The sequence below is a fragment of the Streptomyces sp. NPDC101191 genome (assembly GCF_044767915.1).
Classification (GTDB): Bacteria; Actinomycetota; Actinomycetes; order Streptomycetales; family Streptomycetaceae; genus Streptomyces.
The window spans coordinates 411,743-435,551 of the sequence record NZ_JBIWOU010000007.1; the positions used below are offsets into that span (position 1 = coordinate 411,743).

24 protein-coding genes and 1 riboswitch are annotated in these 23,809 nt (G+C 73.3%); of the genes, 20 read left to right on the forward strand and 4 right to left on the reverse strand.

Translation table 11 applies throughout. The features are described 5' to 3' along the window. Window positions 1-235 precede the first annotated feature (235 nt). Window positions 236-365, forward strand: a riboswitch (FMN riboswitch). Between the two features lie 184 nt (window positions 366-549). The 10 genes from ribD to ACIRQF_RS28100 all read left to right on the forward strand — a co-directional run bounded on the left by ribD (window position 550) and on the right by ACIRQF_RS28100 (window position 9,182). Next, complete coding sequence (gene ribD / locus ACIRQF_RS28055; RefSeq protein ID WP_404095984.1) at window positions 550-1,635, forward strand: bifunctional diaminohydroxyphosphoribosylaminopyrimidine deaminase/5-amino-6-(5-phosphoribosylamino)uracil reductase RibD; 1,086 nt, start codon at window positions 550-552, stop codon at window positions 1,633-1,635. Window positions 1,636-1,637: 2 nt separating this feature from the next. Next, window positions 1,638-2,246: a riboflavin synthase gene (locus ACIRQF_RS28060; RefSeq protein ID WP_376637411.1), complete on the forward strand. Its 609-nt coding sequence runs from the start codon at window positions 1,638-1,640 to the stop codon at window positions 2,244-2,246. A gap of 44 nt (window positions 2,247-2,290) precedes the next feature. Next, window positions 2,291-2,887 (forward strand): nicotinamide riboside transporter PnuC, encoded by a 597-nt coding sequence (locus tag ACIRQF_RS28065; protein ID WP_376637433.1) that lies wholly within the window; start codon window positions 2,291-2,293, stop codon window positions 2,885-2,887. Next, complete coding sequence (locus tag ACIRQF_RS28070) at window positions 2,884-4,212, forward strand: bifunctional 3,4-dihydroxy-2-butanone-4-phosphate synthase/GTP cyclohydrolase II (RefSeq protein WP_389754587.1); 1,329 nt, start codon at window positions 2,884-2,886, stop codon at window positions 4,210-4,212. Before ACIRQF_RS28065 ends, ACIRQF_RS28070 begins: the two co-directional genes overlap by 4 nt. A 52-nt stretch (window positions 4,213-4,264) precedes the next feature. Further along, window positions 4,265-4,750, forward strand: a complete 486-nt coding sequence (gene ribH, locus ACIRQF_RS28075; RefSeq protein ID WP_376637413.1) for a 6,7-dimethyl-8-ribityllumazine synthase — start codon at window positions 4,265-4,267, stop codon at window positions 4,748-4,750. A 78-nt stretch (window positions 4,751-4,828) separates the two neighbouring features. After that, window positions 4,829-5,101 (forward strand): phosphoribosyl-ATP diphosphatase, encoded by a 273-nt coding sequence (locus ACIRQF_RS28080; RefSeq protein WP_376637414.1) that lies wholly within the window; start codon window positions 4,829-4,831, stop codon window positions 5,099-5,101. 63 nt (window positions 5,102-5,164) lie between these two features. After that, entirely contained in the window at window positions 5,165-6,013 is an 849-nt protein-coding gene (gene hisG / locus ACIRQF_RS28085) for an ATP phosphoribosyltransferase (RefSeq protein ID WP_376637415.1), read from the forward strand. A 39-nt stretch (window positions 6,014-6,052) separates the two neighbouring features. Next, window positions 6,053-6,505 (forward strand): PH domain-containing protein, encoded by a 453-nt coding sequence (locus tag ACIRQF_RS28090; RefSeq protein ID WP_376637416.1) that lies wholly within the window; start codon window positions 6,053-6,055, stop codon window positions 6,503-6,505. Window positions 6,506-6,747: 242 nt separating this feature from the next. Continuing rightward, entirely contained in the window at window positions 6,748-8,088 is a 1,341-nt protein-coding gene (locus ACIRQF_RS28095; protein WP_376637417.1) for a hemolysin family protein, read from the forward strand. Continuing rightward, on the forward strand, window positions 8,085-9,182 hold the full coding sequence (locus tag ACIRQF_RS28100; RefSeq protein ID WP_376637418.1) for a hemolysin family protein: 1,098 nt from the start codon (window positions 8,085-8,087) through the stop codon (window positions 9,180-9,182). The genes ACIRQF_RS28095 and ACIRQF_RS28100 overlap by 4 nt, the downstream gene beginning before the upstream one ends. Before the next feature lie 26 nt (window positions 9,183-9,208). Here ACIRQF_RS28100 and ACIRQF_RS28105 read toward each other — a convergent pair whose 3' ends face one another. Together ACIRQF_RS28105 and ACIRQF_RS28110 are read right to left on the reverse strand one after the other, a co-directional pair. After that, window positions 9,209-11,101 carry an AAA family ATPase gene (locus ACIRQF_RS28105; RefSeq protein WP_404095991.1) on the reverse strand — a complete coding sequence of 631 codons (1,893 nt, stop codon included), beginning with the start codon at window positions 11,099-11,101 and terminating at the stop codon, window positions 9,209-9,211. Window positions 11,102-11,406: 305 nt separating this feature from the next. Further along, on the reverse strand, window positions 11,407-12,036 hold the full coding sequence (locus ACIRQF_RS28110) for a uridine kinase (protein WP_404095994.1): 630 nt from the start codon (window positions 12,034-12,036) through the stop codon (window positions 11,407-11,409). 185 nt (window positions 12,037-12,221) lie between these two features. Here ACIRQF_RS28110 and ACIRQF_RS28115 point away from each other — a divergent pair, with 185 nt between their 5' ends. Together ACIRQF_RS28115 and ACIRQF_RS28120 are read left to right on the forward strand one after the other, a co-directional pair. After that, window positions 12,222-13,646, forward strand: coding sequence for a peptidase C39 family protein (locus tag ACIRQF_RS28115; protein ID WP_404095997.1), 1,425 nt, complete (start codon window positions 12,222-12,224; stop codon window positions 13,644-13,646). Window positions 13,647-13,719: 73 nt separating this feature from the next. Beyond that, on the forward strand, window positions 13,720-13,866 hold the full coding sequence (locus ACIRQF_RS28120; protein ID WP_376637422.1) for an SCO1431 family membrane protein: 147 nt from the start codon (window positions 13,720-13,722) through the stop codon (window positions 13,864-13,866). Here the strand turns inward: ACIRQF_RS28120 and ACIRQF_RS28125 are convergent. Next, the gene (locus ACIRQF_RS28125) at window positions 13,844-14,044 is read right to left on the reverse strand and encodes a hypothetical protein (RefSeq protein ID WP_404096001.1); all 201 of its coding nucleotides are present in this window, start codon (window positions 14,042-14,044) and stop codon (window positions 13,844-13,846) included. The genes ACIRQF_RS28120 and ACIRQF_RS28125 overlap by 23 nt on opposite strands. Window positions 14,045-14,552: 508 nt before the next feature. On the opposite strand from ACIRQF_RS28125, the gene ACIRQF_RS28130 reads away from it, so the two are divergent. The 4 genes from ACIRQF_RS28130 to ACIRQF_RS28145 all read left to right on the forward strand — a co-directional run bounded on the left by ACIRQF_RS28130 (window position 14,553) and on the right by ACIRQF_RS28145 (window position 18,798). Then, window positions 14,553-15,725: an acyl-CoA dehydrogenase family protein gene (locus ACIRQF_RS28130; protein WP_404096122.1), complete on the forward strand. Its 1,173-nt coding sequence runs from the start codon at window positions 14,553-14,555 to the stop codon at window positions 15,723-15,725. Between the two features lie 116 nt (window positions 15,726-15,841). After that, the gene (locus tag ACIRQF_RS28135) at window positions 15,842-16,102 is read left to right on the forward strand and encodes a hypothetical protein (RefSeq protein ID WP_404096004.1); all 261 of its coding nucleotides are present in this window, start codon (window positions 15,842-15,844) and stop codon (window positions 16,100-16,102) included. Between the two features lie 457 nt (window positions 16,103-16,559). After that, the gene (locus tag ACIRQF_RS28140) at window positions 16,560-17,681 is read left to right on the forward strand and encodes a hypothetical protein (protein WP_404096007.1); all 1,122 of its coding nucleotides are present in this window, start codon (window positions 16,560-16,562) and stop codon (window positions 17,679-17,681) included. Between the two features lie 16 nt (window positions 17,682-17,697). Next, on the forward strand, window positions 17,698-18,798 hold the full coding sequence (locus ACIRQF_RS28145) for a phosphotransferase family protein (RefSeq protein WP_404096010.1): 1,101 nt from the start codon (window positions 17,698-17,700) through the stop codon (window positions 18,796-18,798). A 20-nt stretch (window positions 18,799-18,818) separates the two neighbouring features. Here the strand turns inward: ACIRQF_RS28145 and ACIRQF_RS28150 are convergent, their stop codons facing one another. Beyond that, window positions 18,819-19,187, reverse strand: a complete 369-nt coding sequence (locus ACIRQF_RS28150) for a hypothetical protein (RefSeq protein WP_376637427.1) — start codon at window positions 19,185-19,187, stop codon at window positions 18,819-18,821. Between the two features lie 224 nt (window positions 19,188-19,411). Here ACIRQF_RS28150 and ACIRQF_RS28155 point away from each other — a divergent pair, with 224 nt between their 5' ends. The 4 genes from ACIRQF_RS28155 (at window position 19,412) to fxsA (ending at window position 23,418) form a co-directional block, all read left to right on the forward strand. Continuing rightward, a complete protein-coding gene (locus ACIRQF_RS28155; protein ID WP_376637428.1) occupies window positions 19,412-19,852 on the forward strand; it encodes an Lrp/AsnC family transcriptional regulator in 441 nt (146 codons plus the stop codon). A 111-nt stretch (window positions 19,853-19,963) separates the two neighbouring features. After that, window positions 19,964-21,574: an amidohydrolase gene (locus ACIRQF_RS28160; RefSeq protein WP_404096013.1), complete on the forward strand. Its 1,611-nt coding sequence runs from the start codon at window positions 19,964-19,966 to the stop codon at window positions 21,572-21,574. Window positions 21,575-21,976: 402 nt separating this feature from the next. After that, window positions 21,977-22,753 carry a polyprenol monophosphomannose synthase gene (locus ACIRQF_RS28165; RefSeq protein WP_404096016.1) on the forward strand — a complete coding sequence of 259 codons (777 nt, stop codon included), beginning with the start codon at window positions 21,977-21,979 and terminating at the stop codon, window positions 22,751-22,753. A gap of 71 nt (window positions 22,754-22,824) precedes the next feature. Then, window positions 22,825-23,418: an FxsA family membrane protein gene (gene fxsA, locus ACIRQF_RS28170; protein ID WP_404096018.1), complete on the forward strand. Its 594-nt coding sequence runs from the start codon at window positions 22,825-22,827 to the stop codon at window positions 23,416-23,418. The last annotated feature ends 391 nt before the right edge of the window (window positions 23,419-23,809 follow it).

Sequence of the window (23,809 nt, forward strand, 5' to 3'; positions counted from 1 at the left end):
GGTCGGCAGAACACAACGAACAAGGGGGTGGGTCGTGTCGGGCCCGTGGAGTGCGCACACCGGCGGGCCGTACCTCGGAGGTGACACGGAGATTAAGAGGACTAGACCAGTGCGTCAATAGGTCTGGACCAAAGCGGAGTTCTGTGGGCGGTCGAGCGCCGACTGTGAGCCAGCCCACAGGGCCTCACCCGTATGGCCGGTCCCCGGCCGTGGCACACTGGCCCTGTATCAGCAGCAGCGCACTCCGGGGTCGGTGTAATTCCGAACCGGCGGTATAGTCCGCGACCCGTCCGCAGCCAGCGGCCGGTTGACCAGGTGAAATTCCTGGACCGACGGTGAAAGTCCGGATGGGAGGCAGTGCGCGGCGGGCGACCCCTACTCAGGGGTGAGCCGGCCGTACGTCCGCTGGTCGCCGTACCGGTCCCCAGGGATCGGCAGGTGCACCGGAGGACTCTCGGCTTCGGCGCACCCTGTGCAAGGCCGTCGTATCCGCTCTCTGTCGTCATCGACAGGCCCCGGAGTCCGTGCCCGAAGAGGCAGGAGGACCCGGTGGCCACCCAGGCCGACATCACCGCCATGCGACGCGCGGTCGCGCTCGCCGCCCACGGTCTCGGCTCCACCAGTCCCAACCCCGTCGTCGGCTGCGTCATCACCGACGCCTCCGGCCACCAGGTCGGCGAGGGCTACCACCAGCGCGCCGGCGGCCCGCACGCCGAGACCCACGCGCTGCGTGAGGCCGGTGTCCTGGCCCGCGGCGGCACCGCGTACGTCACCCTCGAACCCTGCAACCACACCGGCCGCACCGGCCCCTGCGCCCAGGCCCTCGTCGAGGCCGGGATCGCCCGCGTCGTCTACGCCGTCGGCGACCCGAACCCGCAGGCCACGGGCGGTGCCGACACCCTGCGCGCGTCCGGTGTCGAAGTCGAGCAGGGCCTCCTGGAGGACGAGGCCGAGACCGGCAACCTCGCCTGGCTCACCTCCGTCCGCCGTGGCCGCCCCTTCGTCCGCTGGAAGTACGCCGCCACCCTCGACGGCCGGATCGCCGCCGCCGACGGCACCTCCCGCTGGATCAGCTCCGCCGAGTCCCGCGCCGACGTGCACCGGCTGCGCGCCGAGTCCGACGCCGTCCTCGTCGGCGGCGGGACCCTGCGCGCCGACAACCCCCACCTCGCCGTACGCGGCATCGACGGAGCCGTCCAGCCGCTGCGGGTCGCCGTCGACACCCGCGCCGGGATCCGCCCCACCGCCCGCCTCCTCGACGACGCCGCGCCCACCCTGCTGGTCGTCGGCGAGGACGCCGACACCGGACACCTGCCCGGCGTCGAACTGCTCCGACTGCCCCTGCACCAGGGCCGGATCGACGTGACCGAGCTCCTCGACGGGCTGCACGAGCGGGGTGTCCGCTCCGTGCTCCTCGAAGGCGGCCCCACGCTCGCCGGCTCCTTCGTCGCCGCGGGCGCCGTCGACCAGGTCGTCGGCTACCTCGCCCCCGTCCTCCTCGGCGCCGGCCCGCACGCCCTCGCCGACGCCGGAATCACCACCATCACCGACGCGTTGCGCCTCCACGTCACCGAGGCCGAGCGCGTCGGACCCGATGTCCGCATCACCGCCGTCCCGACCACCAAGGGAGCCTGACCGTGTTCACCGGAATCGTCGAAGAGCTGGGCGAGGTCGTCGCCGTCGAGCAGCTGGCGGACGCCTCCCGTTTCCGCCTGCGCGGGCCCGTGGTCACCGAAGGCGCCCAGCACGGCGACTCGATCGCCGTCAACGGCGTCTGCCTCACGGTCGTCGAGTTCGGCGACGGCGAGTTCACCGCCGACGTGATGGCCGAGACCCTCAAGCGCTCCTCCCTGGGCGCCCTGGAGGTCGGCTCCCGCGTCAACCTGGAGCGGCCCATGGCCGTCGGCGGGCGTCTCGGCGGCCACATCGTCCAGGGCCACGTGGACGGCACCGGCACCATCCTGGAGCGCGAGCCCTCCGAGCACTGGGAGATCGTCAAGGTCGGCCTGCCCGCCCCGCTCGCGCGCTACGTCGTCGAGAAGGGCTCCATCACGGTCGACGGCGTCAGCCTCACCGTGGTCGAGGTCGGCGACGACTGGTTCACCATCAGCCTCATCCCCACCACCCTCGCCCTGACCACGCTCGGCCTCAAGCAGAGCGGCGCCCCGGTCAACCTCGAGGTGGACGTCATCGCCAAGTACGTCGAGCGCCTGCTCGGCCCGAACGCACAGGAGAACGTCAAGTGAACTGGCTCAACTCCGAGGCGTTCACCGTCTTCGGCCAGCACATCATGTGGTCCGACATGATCGGCAACACGATCGGTCTGGTCGCCCTGGCCCTCGGCTGGCGCCGCTCCATCCTCACCTGGCCCGCCCAGCTGCTCTCCGGCCTGATCCTCGTCGGCGCCTACGCCTCCGCCCACCTGGCCGGCGGCGTCGGCAAGCAGCTCCTCGTCATCGGCGTCGCCGCCTGGGGCTGGTGGCAGTGGAACCGCGGCCGGCAGCAGGCCCAGGACGGCTCCATCGCCGTCCGCTTCGCCAGCTGGAAGGAGCGCGGGGTGCTGCTGGCCGGCGCGGCCCTCGGCACCCTCGCCGTCGGCGGCCTCTTCACCCTCTACCCCTCGCTCTCCTGGAGCCCGTGGGCCGACGCGTACATCTTCGTGGGCACCCTCGTCGCGATGGTCGCCCAGGCCCGCGGCCTGGTCGAGTTCTGGTTCGCCTGGCTCCTCGTCGACCTCGTGGGCGTCCCCCTCGCCTTCAAGAGCGAACTCGCCTTCTCCGGCCTGGTCTACGTCATCTACTTCGCCCTCGTCATCTGGGGCATGCGCGACTGGTGGCTCCGGTCCCGCGCCGCCGCCCCCGCCGCTCTGGAAGGAGCTCACGCATGAGCGCCCGTCCGTCGCCCACCCCCGCCCTTCCCGATGCGCTGCACGCAGCCCCCCAGAAGCGCCTGTGGGACGCCACCGACCTCGTCCTCGACCCCGTCGAGCAGGCCATCGCGGACATCGCCGCCGGTCGCCCCGTCGTCGTCGTGGACGACGAGGACCGCGAGAACGAGGGCGACCTCGTCATCGCAGCCGAGAAGGCCACCCCCGAGGTCGTCGCCTTCATGATGAGCGAATGCCGCGGACTGATCTGCGCCCCCATGGAGGGCGAGGAGCTGGAGCGCCTCCGGCTGCCGCAGATGGTGGACGACAACACCGAGTCCATGAAGACCGCCTTCACGGTCTCCGTCGACGCGAGCGCCGCCCACGGCGTCAGCACCGGAATCTCCGCCGCCGACCGCGCCACCACCCTGCGCATGCTGGCCGCCGGGACCTACGAGCCCGGTGACTTCGTCCGCCCCGGCCACATCTTCCCGCTGCGCGCCAAGCCCGGCGGCGTCCTCGCCCGCAACGGGCACACCGAGGCCGCCGTCGACCTCGCCCGTCTCGCCGGACTCCGCCCGGCCGGCGCGATCGTCGAGATCGCCGGCGAGGACGGCGTCATGCTGCGGCTGCCCGAGCTGATCCCGTTCGCCCGCAAGCACGGCCTGACGATCATCTCCATCGAGGACCTGATCGCCTACCGGCACAGCGCCGAACCGACCGTCCGCCGCGAGGCCGAGGTCCACCTGCCCACCCGGCACGGCGACTTCACCGCGTACGGCTACCGCTCCACCGTCGACGGCGTCGAGCACGTCGCCCTCGTCCACGGCGAGATCGGCGACGGCGAGGACGTCCTCGTCAGGGTCCACTCCGAGTGCCTCACCGGCGACGTCTTCCACTCGCTGCGCTGCGACTGCGGCCCCCAGCTGGAAGCCTCCATGGACCGCATCACCGAGGCCGGGCGCGGAGTCGTCGTCTACCTCCGGGGCCACGAGGGCCGCGGCATCGGCCTGCTCTCCAAGCTGCGCGCGTACGAGCTCCAGGAGCGCGGCCGCGACACCCTCGACGCCAACCTGGAGCTGGGCCTGCCCGCCGACGCCCGCGACTACGCGGCCGGCGCGCAGATCCTGACCGACCTCGGGGTCCGCACCCTGCGGCTCATGACCAACAACCCCGACAAGATCGACGCCCTCACCCGGCACGGCCTGACCGTCGAGGGCCGCGAGCCCATGCCCGTCCAGGCGGGCGAGCACAACCTCCGCTACCTGCGCACCAAGCGGGACCGGATGGGCCACGACCTGCCCTGGCTGGAAGGCACTCCGGCCGGCACCTGCGGCAACCAGTAATCCCGTACCCCTTCATCGTCCGTAACGCGTACGTACACCGGCAAGGAGCAACATGAGCGGCAAGGGCGCACCCGTCCTCAGCGTGAAGAACTGCGGCGACCTCCGCGTCGCGGTCATCGCGGCCCAGTGGCACGAGAAGATCATGGACGGCCTCGTCGACGGCGCCCTGCGCGCGCTGAACGAGCTCGGCATCGAGGAGCCCACCCTGCTCCGCGTCCCCGGCAGCTTCGAGCTCCCGGTCGTGGCCAAGGTGCTCGCCGGGCGCGGCTACGATGCCATCGTGGCGCTCGGTGTCGTCATCCGCGGCGGAACGCCGCACTTCGAGTACGTGTGCCAGGGCGTCACCCACGGCCTCACCCAGGTCTCGATCGACACCGGCGTACCCGTCGGATTCGGCGTTCTGACCGTCGACAACGAGGAGCAGGCCCTCGACCGGGCCGGTCTCGAAGGCTCCCGCGAGGACAAGGGCCACGAGGCCGTCACCGCCGCCGTCGCCACCGCGACCACGCTGCGCACGGTCAGCGAGCCCTGGCGCTGAGTGCCCGCTCCGCCCTCCGTCCCACCTGATGGAGGCGCTGAGCGCCCGGCCTCTCACACCCCGTACTCTTAGGACATCATGGCGAACAAAACCTTCGAAGAGCTCTTCGCCGAGCTCAAGCTCAAGGCCGAGAACGGCGATCCGGCGACCTCCCGCACCGCGGAACTGGTCGGCAAGGGCGTCCATGCCATCGGCAAGAAGGTCGTCGAGGAGGCCGCCGAGGTCTGGATGGCCGCCGAGTACGAGGGCAAGGAAGCCGCCGCCGAGGAGATCTCGCAGCTGCTGTACCACGTCCAGGTGATGATGGTCGCCCGCGGGATCTCCCTCGACGACGTCTACGCCCACCTCTGAGCACGCACCGCACACCGAGCACCGAACACCCCAGCAACTCCTGAGGCAAAGGAAGCCCACCCCATGCTGCGCATCGCCGTCCCCAACAAGGGTTCCCTCTCCGGACCTGCGATGGAGATGCTCCATGAGGCGGGCTACCGGCAGCGCAAGGAGTCCAAGGAGCTCGTCACCGTCGACCCGGACAACGAGGTGGAGTTCTTCTACCTGCGTCCCAAGGACATCGCCATCTACGTGGCGTCCGGCCGGCTCGACATCGGCATCACCGGCCGCGACCTGCTCCTGGACTCCGGCGCCAACGCCGAGGAGATCCTGCCGCTGAACTTCGGCCGCTCCACCTTCCGCTACGCCACCCGCCCCGGCACCGCGAACGGCCCCGAGGACTTCCACGGGATGACGATCGCCACCTCCTACGAGGGCATCGTCGCCAAGCACCTCGCCGAGCAGGGCGTCGACGCCTCCGTGGTCCACCTCGACGGCGCCGTCGAGACCGCGATCCAGCTGGGCGTCGCCCAGGTCATCGCCGACGTCGTGGAGACCGGCACCAGCCTGCGCAACGCCGGCCTGGAGGTCATCGGCGAGCCGATCCTCACCTCCGAGGCCACGGTCATCCGCCGCACCGGCGCCCCGGCCGACGACCCCAAGGTCCAGCAGTTCCTGCGCCGCCTCCAGGGCGTCCTCGTCGCCCGGTCGTACGTGATGATGGACTACGACTGCCGCGCCGAGCACCTGGAGCAGGCCGTCGCCCTCACCCCCGGCCTCGAGTCCCCCACCGTCTCGCCGCTGCACAACGAGGGCTGGGTCGCCGTCCGCGCCATGGTCCCCTCCAAGGAGGCGCAGAAGGTCATGGACGACCTGTACGAGCTGGGCGCCCGCGCCATCCTCACCACGGCCATCCACGCCTGCCGCCTCTGACCCGCCGCCCACTCCGACGCACCGCCCGCTAGGAACACCATGCCCGAGCCCACCGTCCCCGCCCTCCCGGTCACCTTCCGGCCGTCCCGCACCCGGGCCGTCCTGCTGACCGCCGGAGTGGCGATGTTCGTCGTCGTCACGACCGTCGGGATGATGCTGGAGAAGCTCGGGCCGGGGGAGCGGGCCAGCTTCGTGTTCACCGCGGCGCTCTTCCTCGGCGTCCTGGTGCTGCTCGCCCGTCCCAAGGTGGTCGCCGACGAGCAGGGCGTCACGGTGGTGAACATCACCCGGACGCGCCGGCTCGCCTGGGCCGAGATCCTGCGGGTCAACCTGCGCCCCGGCGACCCCTGGGTCTTCCTCGACCTGAGCGACGGCACCAGCCTGCCCGCGCTCGGCATCCAGCCGGGAATCGCCAAGCAGCAGGCCATCCAGGACGCCCGCGCGCTGCGCGGCCTCGCCGACAGCCGGGGCAGCGGAGCGGAGCGGGACTGACCCCGCGGACACCCGGGGGCGGACCCTGATCCGTCCCCCATACGGGGCCGACCCCCTGCCCGTACCGGCACGGGCGTGACTACTCTTGTGGCGGTGGTGCCGAGCGGCACCACCGCCTCGCATGTGCAGGGCCGCCCGCCGGCGGCCCGCGAGGCAGCCCTTCGACCCGAGGAGTGACTCCCTCCGGCAATGGACGGATCGTCCGGTAGTACCTGCGCCGCCCGCTCACCCGAGGCGGCGGCATGATCGTCTCCCTTCTGCTGCTCGCCGCAGCCTTCGTCCTGATCCTCGCCAACGGATTCTTCGTGGCCGCCGAGTTCGGCCTCGTCACCGTGGAACGCGCCGACGCCGAGCGCGCCGCCGCCGAAGGCGACCGCCGGGCCCGCACCGTCGTCAGGTCCCTGCGCGAGCTGTCCTTCCAGCTCTCCGGCACCCAGCTCGGCATCACGATCACCTCGCTCGTCACCGGCATGCTCGCCGAGCCCGCGCTCGCCGGGCTGCTCCACGGGCCGCTGACCGCGACCGGGCTGCCCGAGGGCGCCGTCTCCGGCATCGCCGTGGCGGTGGGCATGCTGCTCGCCTCCGCCGTCCAGATGGTCGTCGGCGAGCTCGTCCCCAAGAACTGGGCGGTCTCCCGGCCCCTCCAGGTCGCGCGCTTCGTCGCCCGACCGCAGCACGTGTTCTCCGCGCTGTTCCGGCCGGTGATCACGCTCCTGAACACCGTCGCCAACCGGCTCGTCCGGCTGTTCGGCGTGGAGCCGGCCGACGAGCTCGACTCGGTCCGCACCCCGGGGGAGCTGGTCTCCCTCGCCCGCCACTCGGCCCAGGCCGGCGCCCTGGAACAGGACACCGCCGACCTCTTCGTACGCACCCTGTCGCTGGGCGGGCTCACCGCCGAGCAGGTGATGACCCCGCGGGTGAAGATGAGCGCCCTGCAGTCGGACGCCACCGCGGCCGACGTCCTCAACCTCACGCGGGCCACCGGCCTGTCCCGGTTCCCGGTCTACCGCGAGCGGATCGACGAGATCGTCGGCATGGTCCACCTCAAGGACGCGCTCGCCGTCGTCCCGCAGGAGCGGCACCGGGTCCCCGTGGGCCGGATCGCCGTCCCGCCGGTGCTCGTCCCCGAGTCGCTGCCGGCCCAGGCCCTCCTGGAGCGGCTGCGCCGGGAACAGCCCATCGCGGTCGTCGTCGACGAGTACGGCGGCACCGCCGGCGTCGTCACCCTCGAGGACATCGTCGAGGAACTCGTCGGCGAGGTCCGCGACGAGCACGACACCGCCGCCGACGAGCGACCGGAACTGGCCCCCGTGCCCTCCGAGGACGGCTCCCAGGTCTGGGAGGCCGACGGCTCCTGCCGGGTGCACACCCTGCACCGGATAGGACTCGACGTGCCCGACGGCCCGTACGAGACGGTCGCCGGGCTCGTCGCCGATCTGCTCGGCCGGATCCCCGCCCCCGGCGACCGGGCCGAACTCCCCGGCTGGCGCCTCTCGGTGCGCCAGGTCGACCGCTACCGCGCCGAACGGGTGCGGATCGTGCGCACCGCCCCGGTGCCCGTCGCCGCGGAGGCGGCCCGATGAGTCTGCTTCCCCTGCTCTTCGCCGTCCTCCTGGTACTCGCCAACGGCTTCTTCGTCGGCGCCGAGTTCGCCCTCGTCTCCGTGCGCCGCAGCCAGATCGAGCCGCTCGGCGGCAAGCGGGCCCGCCAGGTCCTGTACGGCCTGGAGAACCTGCCCCAGATGATGGCCGCGGCCCAGTTCGGCATCACCGTCGCCTCCCTGACGCTCGGCGCGGTCGCCGAGCCGACCGTGGCCCGGCTGCTCGAACCGGTCTTCCACGCCGTGGGCGTGCCGGAGGGCCTGATCCACCCGCTCGGGTACGTGCTCGCGCTCGCCGCGGTGGTCTTCCTCCACCTCGTCATCGGCGAGATGGTCCCGAAGAACCTGGCGATGGCCGACCCGGAGCGCACCGCACTCGCGCTCGGTCCCGGTCTCGTCGGGTTCGCCCGTGTCTGCCGGCCGGTGACCAACGCGCTCGACACCTGCGCGCGCCTGGTCCTGCGGGCCTTCAAGGTCGAGCCGAAGGGAGAGGTGGAGGCCGTCTTCACCAGTGCCCAGCTCGGCCGGCTCGTCGAGGACGCCGGCCAGGCCGGTCTGCTCGACCCGGGCGAGCAGGAGCGCCTCGAGGACGCCCTGGAGCTGGGCACCCGCCCCGTCACGGACGTCCTCATCCCCTCGTCCGCGCTGGTCACGGTCCCGCCGTCGGTCAGCCCGCGGGTCATCGAGGAGCTGACCGTCCGGACCGGCTACTCCCGCTTCCCGGTGCGCGGCGAGGGCCGCGGCACCTTCATGGGCTTCGTGCACGTGAAGGACGTCCTCGACCTGGAGGAGCGCGAGCGGGCGGTGCCCCAGCAGCTCTGGCGCCCGATGGCCACGCTGCGGGCCGAGCTGCCGCTCGACGACGCCCTCACCGTGATGCGCCGCGCCGCGACGCACCTGGCCCAGGTGTCGGACGCCTCCGGCCGGGTCCTCGGCCTGGTCGCCCTGGAGGACGTCCTGGAGATGCTGGTCGGCGAGGTCCGCGACCCCGCCCACCGCCTCGCCCCGGCTCCGAGGCCGGAACGGCCGGCGGACGCGGTGCCGGCGGAGACTCCGGCCGAGGCACTGACGGGCTGAGCGGATCCCCGGGCCGCGGGTCCGGGTCAGATGCCCGGAGGTTCCTGCGGGCCGCGGCTCGCAGGGCCGCGGCCCGACAGGACCTCGCCGTACGCCTGCATGAGGTCCGGCAGGCGCAGGGTGGCGAGGTCCTCGCGGCCCGGGGTGTTCGGGAAGCCGGAGAGCCGCAGGTCGCGGTAGGCGCAGGACTTCTCGTACAGGGTGCGCAGGAAGCGCCCGTTGCCGAGCTCGTCGATCCAGCCCTGGTCGACCACGTGCGCGCTGATCGAGCGCAGCTCGTCCAGGGCCTCCTCGTCCCAGCCGTCGCCGTTCGCGGCGGCGAGGACCTCGCCGATCGCGGTGAGTTCGAGCGGACGGTACGAGGGGAAGTCGACGCGGGTCGTGAAGCGGGACGACAGCCCCGGGTTGGTGGCGAGAAGCCGGTCCATGCCCTCCGGGTAGCCGGCCAGGATGACGACCAGGTGGTCGCGGTTGTCCTCGGCGCGCTTGAGGAGGACCTGGAGGGCCTCGTCGCCGTAGGCGTCGCCCTTGCTGTAGCCGCTGTTGGACAGCGAGTAGGCCTCGTCGACGAAGAGCACGCCGCCGACCGCCGAGTCGATGAGCTCGTTCGCCTTCACGGCGGTCTGGCCCAGGAACTCGCCGACCAGGTCGGCCCGCTGGGCCTCCACGAGGTGGTCGCCGCCGAGCAGCCCGAGCGCGTAGAAGACCCGGCCGAGGATGCGGGCGACGGTCGTCTTCCCGGTGCCCGAGGGGCCCGAGAAGACAAAGTGACGTTTCGGCGGCTGGACGGGAAGGCCCTGCCCGGCGCGGAGCCGGGCCATCTCCAGCTGCGCCGACAGGGCCTTGACCTGCCGTTTGACCGGCTCCATGCCGACCATCCGCTCCAGCTCCGCGAGCGCCTCGGCGAGCAGGGCCGGGTCCGTGGGGCTCGCCGGAAAGCGGGGCGGCACCGGCTGCGGCGGGACCGCCGCCTTCTGGCGGACGAACTCGGGGGGCTCCGGCGGCGCGGGCGGCGCCACCGCCCCGGGCTTGACCAGCAGCCCCTCGCCGGCCGCGCCGTCCGGGTCGAGCCGCTCCCCGTCGACCGCGTCCTGGCCGCCGAGCCCGCCGTACAGGGCGGGGGCCAGTCCGACCGGGTCGTCCGGGCCCTCGAAGCCGTCGTACTCCGCGATGGTGGCGAGCCGGGCCGCCGTGTCCATGAACGCCGGGTCGATCCGGTGCACCGCCCGGTACAGCGGGAGCGCCGCGGCGGTGCGGCCGGTGCCCTCGTGGGCCCGGGCCAGCCAGTAGCGCAGCTCCTTGCGCTGCGGCTGCTCGCTGCGGCAGCGCATGAGCGCCGCGGCCAGCATCGGCTCGGCCTGCCCGTACATCTCCAGCCGCACCCGGGCCATGCCGCCGAAGAGGCCCGCCTCGATGCCGAGCAGCGGATCGTCGACCAGCGGCTCGGTGTGGCGGACCAGCTGGTCCCAGTCCTTGACCAGGTACGAGCGGCACGCGTGCAGGAAGCGGACCTGCGGGTCGGCGTCGACGGGCGGGAGCCCGGCGAGCGCCCGGTCGAGCTCGGGCACATGGCGCCCGTCGAGCCAGTGCGAGGCGTGCGCGAGGAGCAGGTCCCGCGGGCTCTCGAGCACCGGCTGCACCCACCAGCCCAGCCAGTACCAGGAGTTGAGCGTCCTGCGGTGCCGGGTGCGCTGCTCGCCGAAGCGCTCGCGATTGCGGTACATCCGCAGCAGCGCGGTCGTGGTGTCCACCCGCAGCGCGTGCAGGCCGAGCCAGCCGTCGGCCATGCCGGGGTCGATGCGCACCGCCGTACGGAACTCCTCCTCGGCCTGCGGATAGGCGCCCATCGTGTAGGCGTCGATTCCACGCAGCCAGGCGAGCTCGGCGGGGGCATGCGTGCCCTGTGTGCCGAAGTCCATCGGGTCCCCCACAACCGTCTACACGTGGACGGGAATTGACCGCACCGGGGGCATCGTACCTGCGCAGGGGGTGCGTGATGAGGGAGAAGAAGCCGATCGGTCGTGATCGACGCGATCCGGCGCGGGCTCACCGTCGGTGACCCTCGGTGAGCGGAGGGGCAGAACGAAGCCCCCGATCACGGGGGAACAACCGGGGGCTTCGCGTCCGCGGCGACTCCGGAGAGCCGCACATTGAGAACGTAAGACCTGTACGCCCCTTGGGTCAAGCCGAGTTGAGGCACTTGCGGAAGCGGAGTTCAGGCCACTCAGTTTGCGGCCGGGGAGTCGTCACATTGGGTGATGATCTGGTTCGGGCCTGCTGTCACAGAGGGGCCGGGCAGCCACTCGTACCCCTCGCCGCGCTCCCTCACCAGGGCGTCGGCGAACGGGCGCGAAGGGTCCGCGGAGAAATGGCGAGTCTCTGCCACCGTCCATCCGTCCCAGAAGGCGGAGAGGTCCGGTCCGTCCCGGCGCCGGCCACGCGCCCAGGAGTCCTCGGGGCCGCGCTCCATCCACAGCAGCCCCGCCAGGAAGGGCCGCAGCTCCCGCCGCCCGGCCCCCACCCCCTCCACCAGCACCACGGGTGCCGGCTCCAGCGGCCTCGGCGCACCGAAGGCGCGGAGCTGCCAGTCGTACGGGTGATACGACGCCGTCTCACCCCGGGAGAGCGGCCCGATCACCTCGGCGAGCATCCGGCCCGCCCACGCGAAGAGCTCCTCGTGCGTGGCGAGGTCGTCGACGTGGAGGACCGGGGCGTCGCCCAGGGCGACCGCGAGGCGGGCGGCGAGCGTGGACTTGCCCGAACCCGCGTGCCCGTCGACCGCGACGAGCCGCACCGCGCCGCAGGAGGGCGGCAGCCGGCGCAGAGCGGTGGCCACGCGGTCGAGATCGTTCATGACCCCAGGGTAGGGGACCGCCCGGTGGCGGTCCGCCGCAGGTCAGCGCGGCGCGGAGCGCCACTGGTGGAGACCAATATTGCTCGGGCGGCACGCGTCGAAGTGCTGGCAGAAGACGCCCGCGAGCCGCGATAGTGGGCGCGCCGTCCGTCCGTTCGCCACCACCGACTGGAGGGTCACCGCCCATGCCCCCTGCCACCCCGCGCAGAACCGTCCTTGCCGCGGCCCTCGCCGCGGCCGCGGGAACGACCGCTACCGCCGCGACCGTCACCGCCGCCTCCGCCACGCCCGCCTCCGCCACGTCCGCGGTCGACGCCTGTGACGCCACCGCGACCGAGGCCTGCGCAGCCGACACCGAGCGCGGCCACGCCCCGGCGCCCGGCCTCGTCGACAACCGCTTCTGGAGCACGTACACCGACTGGCGCTGCGGCACCGCCGCCGGCACCCGGGCGGTCTCCGGCCACCGCCCCGGCCTGGTCATCGACACCCCCGCGGGCCGCACCGACTACACCGACCCGCACACCGGCCGGACGAGCACCTGGGAGTACGCGAGCTGGACCTCGCCCACCCACACCTCCACGGTCCCCGCCACCGAGGTCATCGCCTCCTGGAACGCCCACACCCCGCCCGGCACCTGGCTCCAGGTGGAGCTGCGCGGCACCTACGGCGACGGCACCGACACCCCCTGGTTCGTCATGGGCCGCTGGGCGGCCGGCGACGGCGACATCCGCCGCACCTCGGTCGACGACCAGAGCGACAGCAAGGCCTCCATCTGGACCGACACCTTCGCCGTCGACGACGCGGCGAGCGGCCTCCGCCTGCTCTCGTACCGACTGCGCCTCACCCTCTACCGCGAGCCCGGCACGAGGCTGACCCCCGTCGTCCGACGCGTCGGCGCCATGGCGTCCGACATCCCGGACCGCTTCACCGTGCCCGCCTCCGAGCCCGGCCTCGACCACGAGCTGATCGTGCCGCGCTACTCGCAGAACATCCACGTCGGCCAGTACCCCGAGTACGACAACGGCGGCGAGGCCTGGTGCAGCCCCACCTCCTCGCAGATGATCGTCGAATACTGGGGCCGCACCCCCGCCGCCGAGGACCTGGCGTGGGTGAACCCGGACTTCGCCGATCCCCAGGTGTGCCACGCGGCCCGCTTCACCTACGACTACCAGTACGCGGGCTGCGGCAACTGGCCCTTCAACGCCGCCTACGCCGCGACCTACCCCGACATGAACGCGGTGGTGACCCGCCTGGAATCCCTGACGGACCTGGAGACCCTGATCCGGGCGGGCATCCCGGCCATAACGTCCCAGTCCTTCCGCAAGGAGGAGCTGACGGGCGCCGGATACGGCACCTCGGGCCACCTGATGACCGTCATCGGCTTCACCTCCTCCGGCGACGTGATCGCCAACGACCCCGCCTCACCCGACAACCCGGCCGTCCGCCGGGTCTACCGGCGGCGCGAGTGGGAGAACATCTGGCTGCGGACGAAGCGCTACAACGCGAGCGGGAAAGTGGTGTCCGGCACAGGAGGGGTCTGCTACCTCTACTTCCCCGACCGCCCGACTCCCGCTCAACGCAAGGCCCTTGCGGCGGTCGGCGTCCTCTGAAGCGGTCCGGGGCCCCGGGGGGACGTGATCTGCGTCGCTGCCCCGGGGCCGGGACTCCGGCACCCTGGCCCGCATGACCGCTTCCTCCTACGCCGCCGCGCGCCTCCGCGCGCGCACCGGCGGCCCCAAGGACACCGGACCGAAGGTCCTGGAGCACCTCCTCGGCTGGACCCTGGTGGTCGTCCTCGCCCTGTTCGTCACCCGGACCGGATGGATGTGAACCCGGCGAGCACGCCGAGCACCACGCCGACCGGGTAGCCCCCGAGCAGGGTCGCGGCGCACGACAGCCCGGCGAGCACCCAGGCCTGCCCGGGCGAGGCCGGCCGGCGCCACAGCACCATCGCGGCGACGAGCGCAACGAGACCGACGCCCACCGACCCGACGCCCGTGAGCCCCACGGCGACGAGCCCTGCCGACCGGGCGAGCGGCAGCAGACCCGCCCCCCGAACAAGTCAACGCCCCGAGCCCCGCCTCCCCCGCTGTGCGGGCACATGAGCGCTCACCGCCCCGTGTGCGCTCTCACGCCGCCCTGTGCGCGCGCTCCCCCGACGGTGACGCCGCCGAACTCCGCCTCCGTGTGGGCAATCGTCCCGCTGGGGCGGGACGGGTGGGCACACGGGACCGCGCCGGCGGCGCGCCCGCGCCCTGCGCCCGCCCGCACCCCGGCGACGCCGCACACCAGGGGGCATCGAGGGGGCGCGCGCCCGGCTGTGCGCCCGCACGCGGGGACGCGGGGGGACGCGGGGTTCCCGGGCGGGTCGGTGCGCAGGTGCGGGCGTCGGGGGTGAGGAGGCGCCGCCGAACGGGCATACTCCACCCGCCACGGCCGCCGGCCGCCCCCGTACCCCCCGCCCCCGAGGCAGCATCGGCGCAGTGTCGAAGCCCGACAGGGAGGAGTGCGCCGCCATGCCCGACCGCGCCCCGCAGCCCGTGGAACGCCGGCTGCCCACCGACGAGGCCCGGGAGCTGTTCGCCCTCGTCCGCGAGATCACGGCGCGCGAGATCGCGCCCCGCGCCGCCGAGGAGGAGGAGGCCGGTCACTTCCCCCGGGAACTCTTCTCGCTGCTGTCCACCTCAGGGCTGCTCGGCCTCCCGTACGAGTCCGCGTACGGCGGCGGCGACCAGCCGTACACCGTCTATCTCCAGGTCCTGGAGGAGCTGGCCGCCGCCCGGCTCACCGTGGCCCTCGGCGTGAGCGTGCACAGCCTGTCCTGTCATGCCCTGGCCGCCTTCGGCACCGACGCGCAGCGGGCCGCCCATCTGCCCGCGATGCTCGGCGGCGGCCTCCTGGGCGCGTACTGCCTCTCCGAGCCGTCCTCGGGCTCCGACGCGGCCGCCCTGCGCACCAGGGCGGTCCGCGACGGTGACGACTGGGTGCTGGAAGGGACGAAGGCCTGGATCACCCACGGCGGGATCGCCGACTTCTACACCGTGATGGCGCGCACCGGCGGCGCGGGTCCGAAGGGGGTCACCGCCTTCCTGGTGCCCGGCGACGCACCGGGGCTCAGCGCCGCCGCGCCCGAGCGGAAGATGGGGATGAAGGGCTCGCCCACCGCCCAGGTGCACCTCGACGGCGTCCGGGTGCCGGACGCGCGGCGCATCGGCGCGGAGGGCCAGGGCTTCACGATCGCCCTCGCCGCCCTGGACTCGGGGCGCCTCGGCATCGCGGCGTGCGCGGTGGGCCTGGCGCAGGCCGCACTGGACACCGCCGTCGGCTACGCGCGCGAGCGACGCCAGTTCGGCCGGCCGATCGCGGACTTCCAGGGCCTGCGCTTCCTCCTCGCCGACATGGCCACGCAGGTGGAGGCCGGCCGGGCCCTGTACCTGGAGGCGGCGCGGCTGCGGGACGAGGGCCGCCCGTTCGGCCGGCAGGCGGCGATGGCGAAGCTCTTCTGCTCGGACGCGGCGATGCGGACCACGACGGATGCCGTGCAGGTGCTCGGCGGCTACGGCTACACCGCGGACTTCCCCGTCGAGCGGTACCTGCGCGAGGCGAAGGTGCTCCAGATCGTCGAGGGCACCAATCAGATCCAGCGCGTGGTCATCGCACGTCACCTGGCCGGACCAGAGTCCCGTTGACCCGTACGGTGCGGTCGGCCCAGACGGGACCGGCCGCCAGCCGGCTCCACTCCTGGTCGCGGTGGCCCGGCAGGGTCCGGCCGTGGCTGGCCCACAGCAGGAGCACCGCCGAGTAGATGGGCGGGTCCGCGGGGTGCTGCGACGGGGGTGGTGGTGCGGACGCGGTCACCTGGGTCGGCGTCGGCGCCGCCGCGGGCGCCGCCACCGCCACCGCCACCGGCACGGGCTGCGGGACCGGCGCGGCCCCCGGCGCGGGTCCCGGGGAGGGCGACGGCATCGGTCCGCGGGAGGGCGACTGCATCGGTCCGGGCGCCGGCGCCGGCGCGGGGGCGGCCGCCGGCGCTGCGGCCGGCACGGCTGCCCGGCCTTCCTGCTGAACCGATTCTTCAAAGTGCGGCCCGGGCTGCCTGTGCCGGCCGTATCCGCTGGGTGTCGTATACAGCGTGCTCATGCCCAGTCCAACGCTCCCGGCCCGCCGCCGGTCACCGCCGAGGCCCGTAGAGCGGCAGTTCGACGCGTCCCCGGGGGCTTCGGCGCCCCACGTCGACCGCCCCCGGAGACCGCGCGCCTCCGCCCCGCCGCCGCTTCCGCTTCCGCGGGGCCGGTTCCCGTTCCCCGGTCGTCTTCCGTGCCCCGTAGCCCCGTCGTACCCGTACCCGTACCCGTACCCGTGCCCCCGTCCCCAGTCGCCGCGTGGCCCCCGCGCCCCCGTCCCCAGTCGCCCCATCGTCCCCTCGCCCCGCCCCGCGGGTGCCCGCCGCCCTGCACGACTCTGGCCCCCGACGCAGTTTCTGACGTACCGTCAATTCTTGCTCGCCGACCAGGAGGTCACACGTGTCAGACGACCGGCCCGTCCCGCTCGACGAATACCCGGTGCACCAGGCGCCGTTGTCCATGAAGCACCACGTCAGCGGCGACCGGAACGCCTATGACCGGTGCATCTTCCACGTCTTCGACCACCACGGCGGCGCCCTGCTCATCGCCGGTCTCGGCGTCTACCCCAACGCCGGCGTAGTCGACGCCTACGCGACCCTGCGCACCGGCGACCGGCTGCACGCCGTGCGCGCCTCCGACGCCCTCGGCGAGGACCGGATGGACCTCTCGGTCGGCCCGCTGCGCATCACCGTGGACGAGCCCCTCAAGAGGCTCGGTCTGCACTGCGAGGCGGACCCGGACGACCCGGACGGGCTGTCCTTCGATCTCGCGTGGACCGGGGACTTCCCGACCGTCTGGGAGCCGCACCACACCCAGCGCCGCGGCGACCGCCTCACCCTGGAGGGTCGCCGCTTCGTCCAGGCCGGCCACGCCACCGGCACCATCCGGGCGGGCGGCGAGGAGTTCGCCGTCACCGCGGGGGAGTGGACCGGCACCCGCGACCGCAGCTGGGGAGTCCGCCCGCTGCCGGGCGAAGAGCCGGGCCGTGCCGAGGAGTTCCGCCCCGAGGGCTTCCACTGGCTCTGGATACCGATGCGCTTCGAGGACCGCTTCCTCATGGTCATCGCCCAGGAGGACGCCGACGGCTACCGCACCCTGAACGAGGCCCTGCTGGTACGCGACGGACGGCGCGACGCCCAGCTCGGCTGGCCCCGTACCGACATCACCTACCGCCCCGGCACCCGCGACCCCGAACGGGCCGTCGTGCACGTCACCGACCCGGCCGGCAAGCCCCTGGAGATCGGCGTCGAGATCCTCGCCTCCTCCCCGCTCGCGGTCGGCGCCGGCTACCCGCCCGCCCCCGACTGGCAGCACGGCAGCTGGCAGGGCCGGAACTGGACCGACCGGCGCGTCTACGACCTCTCCGACCCGACCGCCCACCCCATGGCCGCCTACGGCGTCACCGACCACGCCGCCCGCTTCACCCTCGAAGGCCGGACCGGCTACGGCATCTTCGAGCACGGCTCCTTCGGCCGCCACGACCCCAGCGGGTTCGCCGACTACGCCGCCACCGCCCCCTGAGCCCCGAGGAGCCTCCATGGCCACCGCGCCCCGACCCCGCACCACCACCCGGGACCCCGAGGAGCTGGGCCGCCGGCTCACCGCCTGGCTCGACCGGCGGCTCCCCGGCGCCCGGGTCACCGGACTCTCCGTACCCGGCTCCAACGGCATGTCCAGCGAGACGCTGCTCTTCGACCTGGAACACCCCGACGCCCCGGTCCGCGGCTGCGCGCTCCGGCTCGCCGCCGACCCCGCCGCGTACACCGTCTTCCCCGTCTACGACATGGCGCGCCAGCACCGGGTGATGCGCCTGGTCGGCGAGCACACCGACGTCCCCGTGCCCCGGGTGCTCTGGCTGGAGGAGGACCCCGGCCCGCTCGGCGCGCCGTTCTTCGTGATGGCCCGCGCCGAGGGCCGCGTCCCGCCCGACGTCATGCCCTACACGTACGAGGGCAACTGGCTGCACGCCGCAACGGACGCCGAACGGGCCGAGCTGGAGGCCGAGTCGGTCGGTGTGCTCGCCCGGCTGCACGACCGCTTCCCCGCGAAGGAGGCCGAGTTCCTCATGCCGGCGGGCGAGGCCAGCCCGCTGCGCCGCCACGTCGACGCCCAACGCGCCTACTACGCGTGGGTGGTGGACGGGCTCGCACCCTCACCGCTCATCGAGTCGGCCTTCGACTGGCTGGAGCGGCACTGGCCCGACGACGAGGGCCCGGCGGTCCTCATCTGGGGCGACGCCAGGATCGGCAACATCGTCTACGACGGATTCCGCCCCGCGGCCGTCCTCGACTGGGAGATGGCGTCCTTCGCCCCGCGCGAGGTCGACCTCGGCTGGACCGTCTATCTGCACCGCTTCTTCCAGGACCTCACCGTGGGCTTCGGCCAGCCCGGACTGCCGGACTTCCTCCGCCGCGACGCCATTGAACGGCGCTACGCCGAACTCACCGGTCACACGCCGCGCGCCATGGAGTTCCACACCCTGTACGCGGCGCTGCGGCACGCGATCGTGATGCTCAGGATCGCGTACCGCCAGGCGTACTTCGGCGAGGTCCAGGTGCCGGCGAACGCCGGGGACGTCGACGGGCTGATCCTGCACCACGCCACGCTCGCGGCGATGGTGCAGGGGCGCTACTGGTGAACGGGGCCGGGTCGCGCGGCTCAGGCCGCGCGGCGCAGCTGGGCAGGCTTGATGGGCCGCGAGCCCGGACCGCCCACGTGCGAGAAGGGCTGCATCCGCCAGTCCAGACCCTGGGGGAGCGTCAGGAGCAGGGCCGTGTCCTGCTCCTGGACCTCGAGGGTCTCGTCGGCGGGACGGGTCTCGGTGGCGAACCGGCCGGTGCCGCTGCAGACCGTCAGGACGAAGGGGTTCCACGGCGTCGGGCAGAGCGCGTGCTCCGGCAGGACGTCCTCGTCCGCGAGCAGCGCGATCGGCTGCTCGCAGTCCGGGCAGATCACCCGGTACATCTCAAAGGTGTCGTACGCGTCGAGCTCGTCGGACGTGTCGACGGAATCAACAGGCTCCTGCATGGAGAATCTCCCCCTCGGACGGGTCGGCCGGATCTGAGTGGCCTCGACCACAGCAACCAATTCCCATGCGGCGGACCGCATAACCGTGAGGTCACGCCCGAGACCCCGCAAAACCTGTGGCGTTCGTCACATGCCTGGCGCAGGTGCCCCGCAAGTGCCCAAAGGGTGGGATAGGAGCCGGTCCGGACTGTGCCGCCGCCCCTCCGGGGCAATAGGGTCACCGCATGGAGGAGCTGGATCGTCAGATCGTCGAGTTGCTGGTCAAGGACGGACGCATGAGCTACACCGACCTGGGCAAGGCCACGGGCCTGTCCACGTCGGCCGTGCATCAGCGCGTTCGCCGGCTCGAGCAGCGCGGCGTCATCCGCGGCTATGCCGCCGTCGTCGACCCGGAGGCCGTGGGCCTGCCGCTCACCGCCTTCATCTCGGTGAAACCCTTCGACCCCAGCGCCCCGGACGACACCCCCGACCGGCTCGCGGACATCCCCGAGATCGAGGCCTGCCACAGCGTTGCGGGAGACGAGAACTACATCCTCAAGGTCCGGGTCGCGACGCCGCTGGAGCTGGAGCACCTGCTCAGCCGCATCCGCTCCCAGGCCCACGTCTCCAGCCGCACCACCGTCGTCCTGTCCACCCCCTACGAGTCCCGGCCGCCGCGCATCTAGGTGTGTTGTCCCACACCTAGGCCCGGGTCCTCCGGATCATGCGCGGCTCGACCTCGCGCGCACCGGGCCCCGGCGCGCGTTTCGGGTCCCACCACGCCCTAGCCTGGTGGGATGAGCGCGTACGAACACCGCACCGTGCTGTTGCGCGGTGGAGAAGTCCACAGCCCCGCCGATCCCTTCGCCACCGCCATGGTGGTGGAGCGCGGGCACGTCGCCTGGGTGGGCTCCGAGGGCGCGGCCGACGCCTTCGTCTCCGGCGTGGACGAGGTGGTCGACCTGGAGGGCGCGCTCGTCACCCCCGCGTTCGTCGACGCCCATGTGCACACCACCGCCACCGGTCTCGCCCTGACCGGGCTCGACCTGTCGGCCGCCGTCTCGCTCGCCGAGGCGGCGGACCGGATCCGCGCCTACGCCGCCGCCCGCCCCGCCGACCGGATCCTCATCGGCCACGGCTGGGACGCGGCCCGCTGGCCCGAGCGCCGCCCGCCGGGCCGCGCCGAGCTGGACGAGCTCACCGGCGGCCGCCCCCTCTACCTCACCCGGATCGACGTCCACTCGGCCGTCGTCACCACCGCGATGCTCGACCTCGTCCCGGGCATCCGGGAGCGCGACGGCTTCCGCGACGGGCAGCCGCTCACCGGCGACGCCCACCACGCCGTCCGGGCCGCCGCGTACGCCGCGCTCTCCCCGCAGCAGCGCGCCGAGGCGCAGCGCGCCGCCCGGCAGCACGCCGCCTCGCTCGGCATCGGCACCCTGCACGAATGCGGCGGCCCGGAGATCTCCTCGGAGGACGACTTCACCGGACTGCTGGACCTCGCCCGCAGCGAGCCCGGCCCCCGGATCGTCGGCTACTGGGCCGACCTCGACGTCGAGCGGGCCCGCGCGCTGGGTGCCCTCGGCGCGGCCGGAGACCTCTTCGCCGATGGGTCCCTCGGCTCGCACACCGCCTGCCTCCACGAGCCGTACGCCGACCGGTCCGGCGCCGGGGTCGCACACCTCGACGCGGCCGCCGTCACCGCGCACGTCGTGGGCTGCACCGAGGCGGGCCTCCAGGCCGGGTTCCACGCCATCGGCGACGCCGCCGTCGACGCGGTCGTCGACGGCGTCCGCGGCGCCGCCGACAAGCTGGGCCTGGCCCGGATCCGGGCCGCCCGGCACCGTGTCGAGCACGCCGAGATGCTCAGCCCCGAGTCGATCGCCGCCTTCGCCGAGCTGGGCCTCACCGCCTCCGTGCAGCCGGCCTTCGACGCGTACTGGGGCGGTGAGAACGGCATGTACGCCGACCGCCTCGGCGTCGAGCGGGCCCGGGCCCTCAACCCGTACGCCGCCCTGCTGCGCGCGGGCGTGCCGCTCGCCTTCGGCTCGGACAGCCCGGTCACCCCGCTCGACCCGTGGGGGACCGTGCGCGCGGCCGCGTTCCACCGGACGCCCGAGCATCGGATCTCCGTCCGCGCCGCCTTCACCGCGCACACCCGGGGCGGCTGGCGCGCGGTCGGCCGCGACGACGCCGGCACCCTCGTGCCCGGTGCCCCGGCCGACTACGCGATCTGGCGCACCGGCGAACTGGTGGTCCAGGCGCCGGACGACCGGGTGGCCCGCTGGTCGACCGATCCGCGCTCCGGGACGCCCGGTCTGCCCGATCTGTCCCCTGGTGGCGAGCTGCCCGTATGCCTCCGGACCGTCGTCTTCGGGCAAACGGTGTTCGTACGGCCGAACGAGTGACGTAAGGACATTTCGTACCGCCGCTCGATCCCGGCCGCGGTCGCCCACGACCTGCGGATCTTCCTGGCCGACCAGGGGGAACGGTTCATCGCCGCAGGTCAAACGGGTGTTGACAGCGGGGCGCCACCGGCCGGTAGGTTCGGCGCGTCCACCAAGGACGTCCGACCGGTTTCAAACCTCCACGCAGGCACCGAACGCCGCCCGCGCCTCGGGGGCGAGGGAAGGTTTTTCCGGCGGAGGGTGCGACCCGGGTGGGGCCCCGGCGTTCAGTAGACAACGGCCTCGGTCGATCCGCAGCCAGCGGATCCCGGGTCGGCCCGAAGGACGCCGGGCCCCGATCCCGCACCCCGCACGCAAGGCTCGCTATGGTGGGGGCTCGCGTATGTATCCGAAGGGGCAGTAGTGAACGACGGTGGCCAGAGGCGTTACGGCCCGCTCGGCAAGGCCTTGGTGATCATCCCGACCTACAACGAGGCGGAGAACATCAAGCCGATCGTCGCGCGGGTGCGGGAGGCGGTGCCGGAGGCGCACGTCCTCGTCGCCGACGACAACAGCCCCGACGGCACGGGCAAGTTCGCCGACGAGATCGCCGCCGAGGACGATCACGTCCACGTGCTGCACCGCAAGGGCAAGGAGGGCCTCGGCGCCGCCTACCTGGCCGGCTTCCGCTGGGGCATCGACCACGGCTACGGCGTGCTCGTCGAGATGGACGCCGACGGCTCCCACCAGCCGGAGGAGCTGCCCCGGCTGCTCACCGCCCTCAAGGGCGCGGACCTGGTGCTCGGCTCCCGCTGGGTGCCCGGCGGCCGGATCGTGAACTGGCCCAAGTCCCGCGAGTTCATCTCCCGTGGCGGCAGCCTCTACTCCCGCCTCATGCTCGACGTGCCGATCCGTGACGTCACCGGCGGCTACCGGGCCTTCCGCAAGGAGACCCTGGAGGGCCTCGGCCTCGACGAGGTCGCCTCCGCCGGATACTGCTTCCAGGTCGACCTGGCCCGCCGCGCGGTCGCCGCCGGCTACCACGTCGTCGAGGTGCCCATCACCTTCGTCGAGCGCGAGATCGGCGACTCCAAGATGAGCCGCGACATCCTCGTCGAGGCGCTGTGGCGGGTCACCGGCTGGGGACTCTCGGCCCGCGCGCAGAAGGTCGGCAAGCTGCTCGGCCGCCGGTCCGCCTGACCCCGCGCCCGGTCCGTCGCACTGATCTCTCCTTTACGACGTTCCGGCGGGCCCCCAGGCACACTGGGGGCATGACGACCGGCGCACCGCCTCCCCTCGCCCCCCAGCGCTCCCGCGCGCGTACGTTCCTCCCGCTGGGCCTCGCCGCCTGGCTGGTCCTGGAGATCTGGCTGCTCACCGTCGTGGCGAACGCGGTGGGCGGCCTCGCCGTCTTCCTGCTGCTCCTCGCCGGCGCCGTGCTCGGCGCCGCCGTGATCAAGCGCGCCGGCCGCCGGGCCTTCGCCAACCTCACCGGTACGTTCCAGCGCGCCCAGGAGGCCGCGCAGCGCGGCGAGGCGCCCTCGGCGACCGACCGGGCCGGCGCGGAGGACCGCAACGGCTTCCTGATGCTCGGCGGACTCCTCCTGATGCTCCCCGGCCTCCTTTCCGACGCGGCCGGTCTGCTGCTGCTCGTCCCGCAGGTCCGCACGGCCGTCGGCAGGTACGCGGAGAAGGTTGTGGAGCGCCGGATGAGCGCCGCGCAGCCCGGAAGCCTCCAGGACGCCTTCCAGCAGGCCCGCATCCACCGACCGGACGGGAAGGTTGTGCAGGGTGAGGTCATCCGCGAGGACGCACCCCAGGGGGCGCGGCGGTCCGACGGGTCGCGTCCGCCCCTGATGCCCTGATGCCCTAAGCCGACGTCGAGCGGACGCCCCTCCCGCGCAGGTCCTGCCGCGTGGGAGGGGCGTCCGCCGCGTTCTTGCCCACCTCGCCCGCGTCCCTGGACCCTCCGGGCATCGGCGGGGCCCGGGTCGGACCTCTGCCCGGCGTCGTGAGGGCCGCGCGCTCCAGGGGACCCGCCGCCCAGCCCCCCGCGGGACACCCGTGCCCAGCCGTCGGGCCTGCGCCGAGGCCTACGGGACCTGCCGAGGCTCCGCGACCGTCCGGCCCCGGGGGTTTCGTCCGTCCGGCCGACGGACCTCCGCCGTCCGGACCTCCGTACAGGGGCCGTACGGCGAGGCCCGCGACGTCTCCGTGCAGGGCCGTACGGGCGAGCCCCGCGCCGTCTCCGTGCAG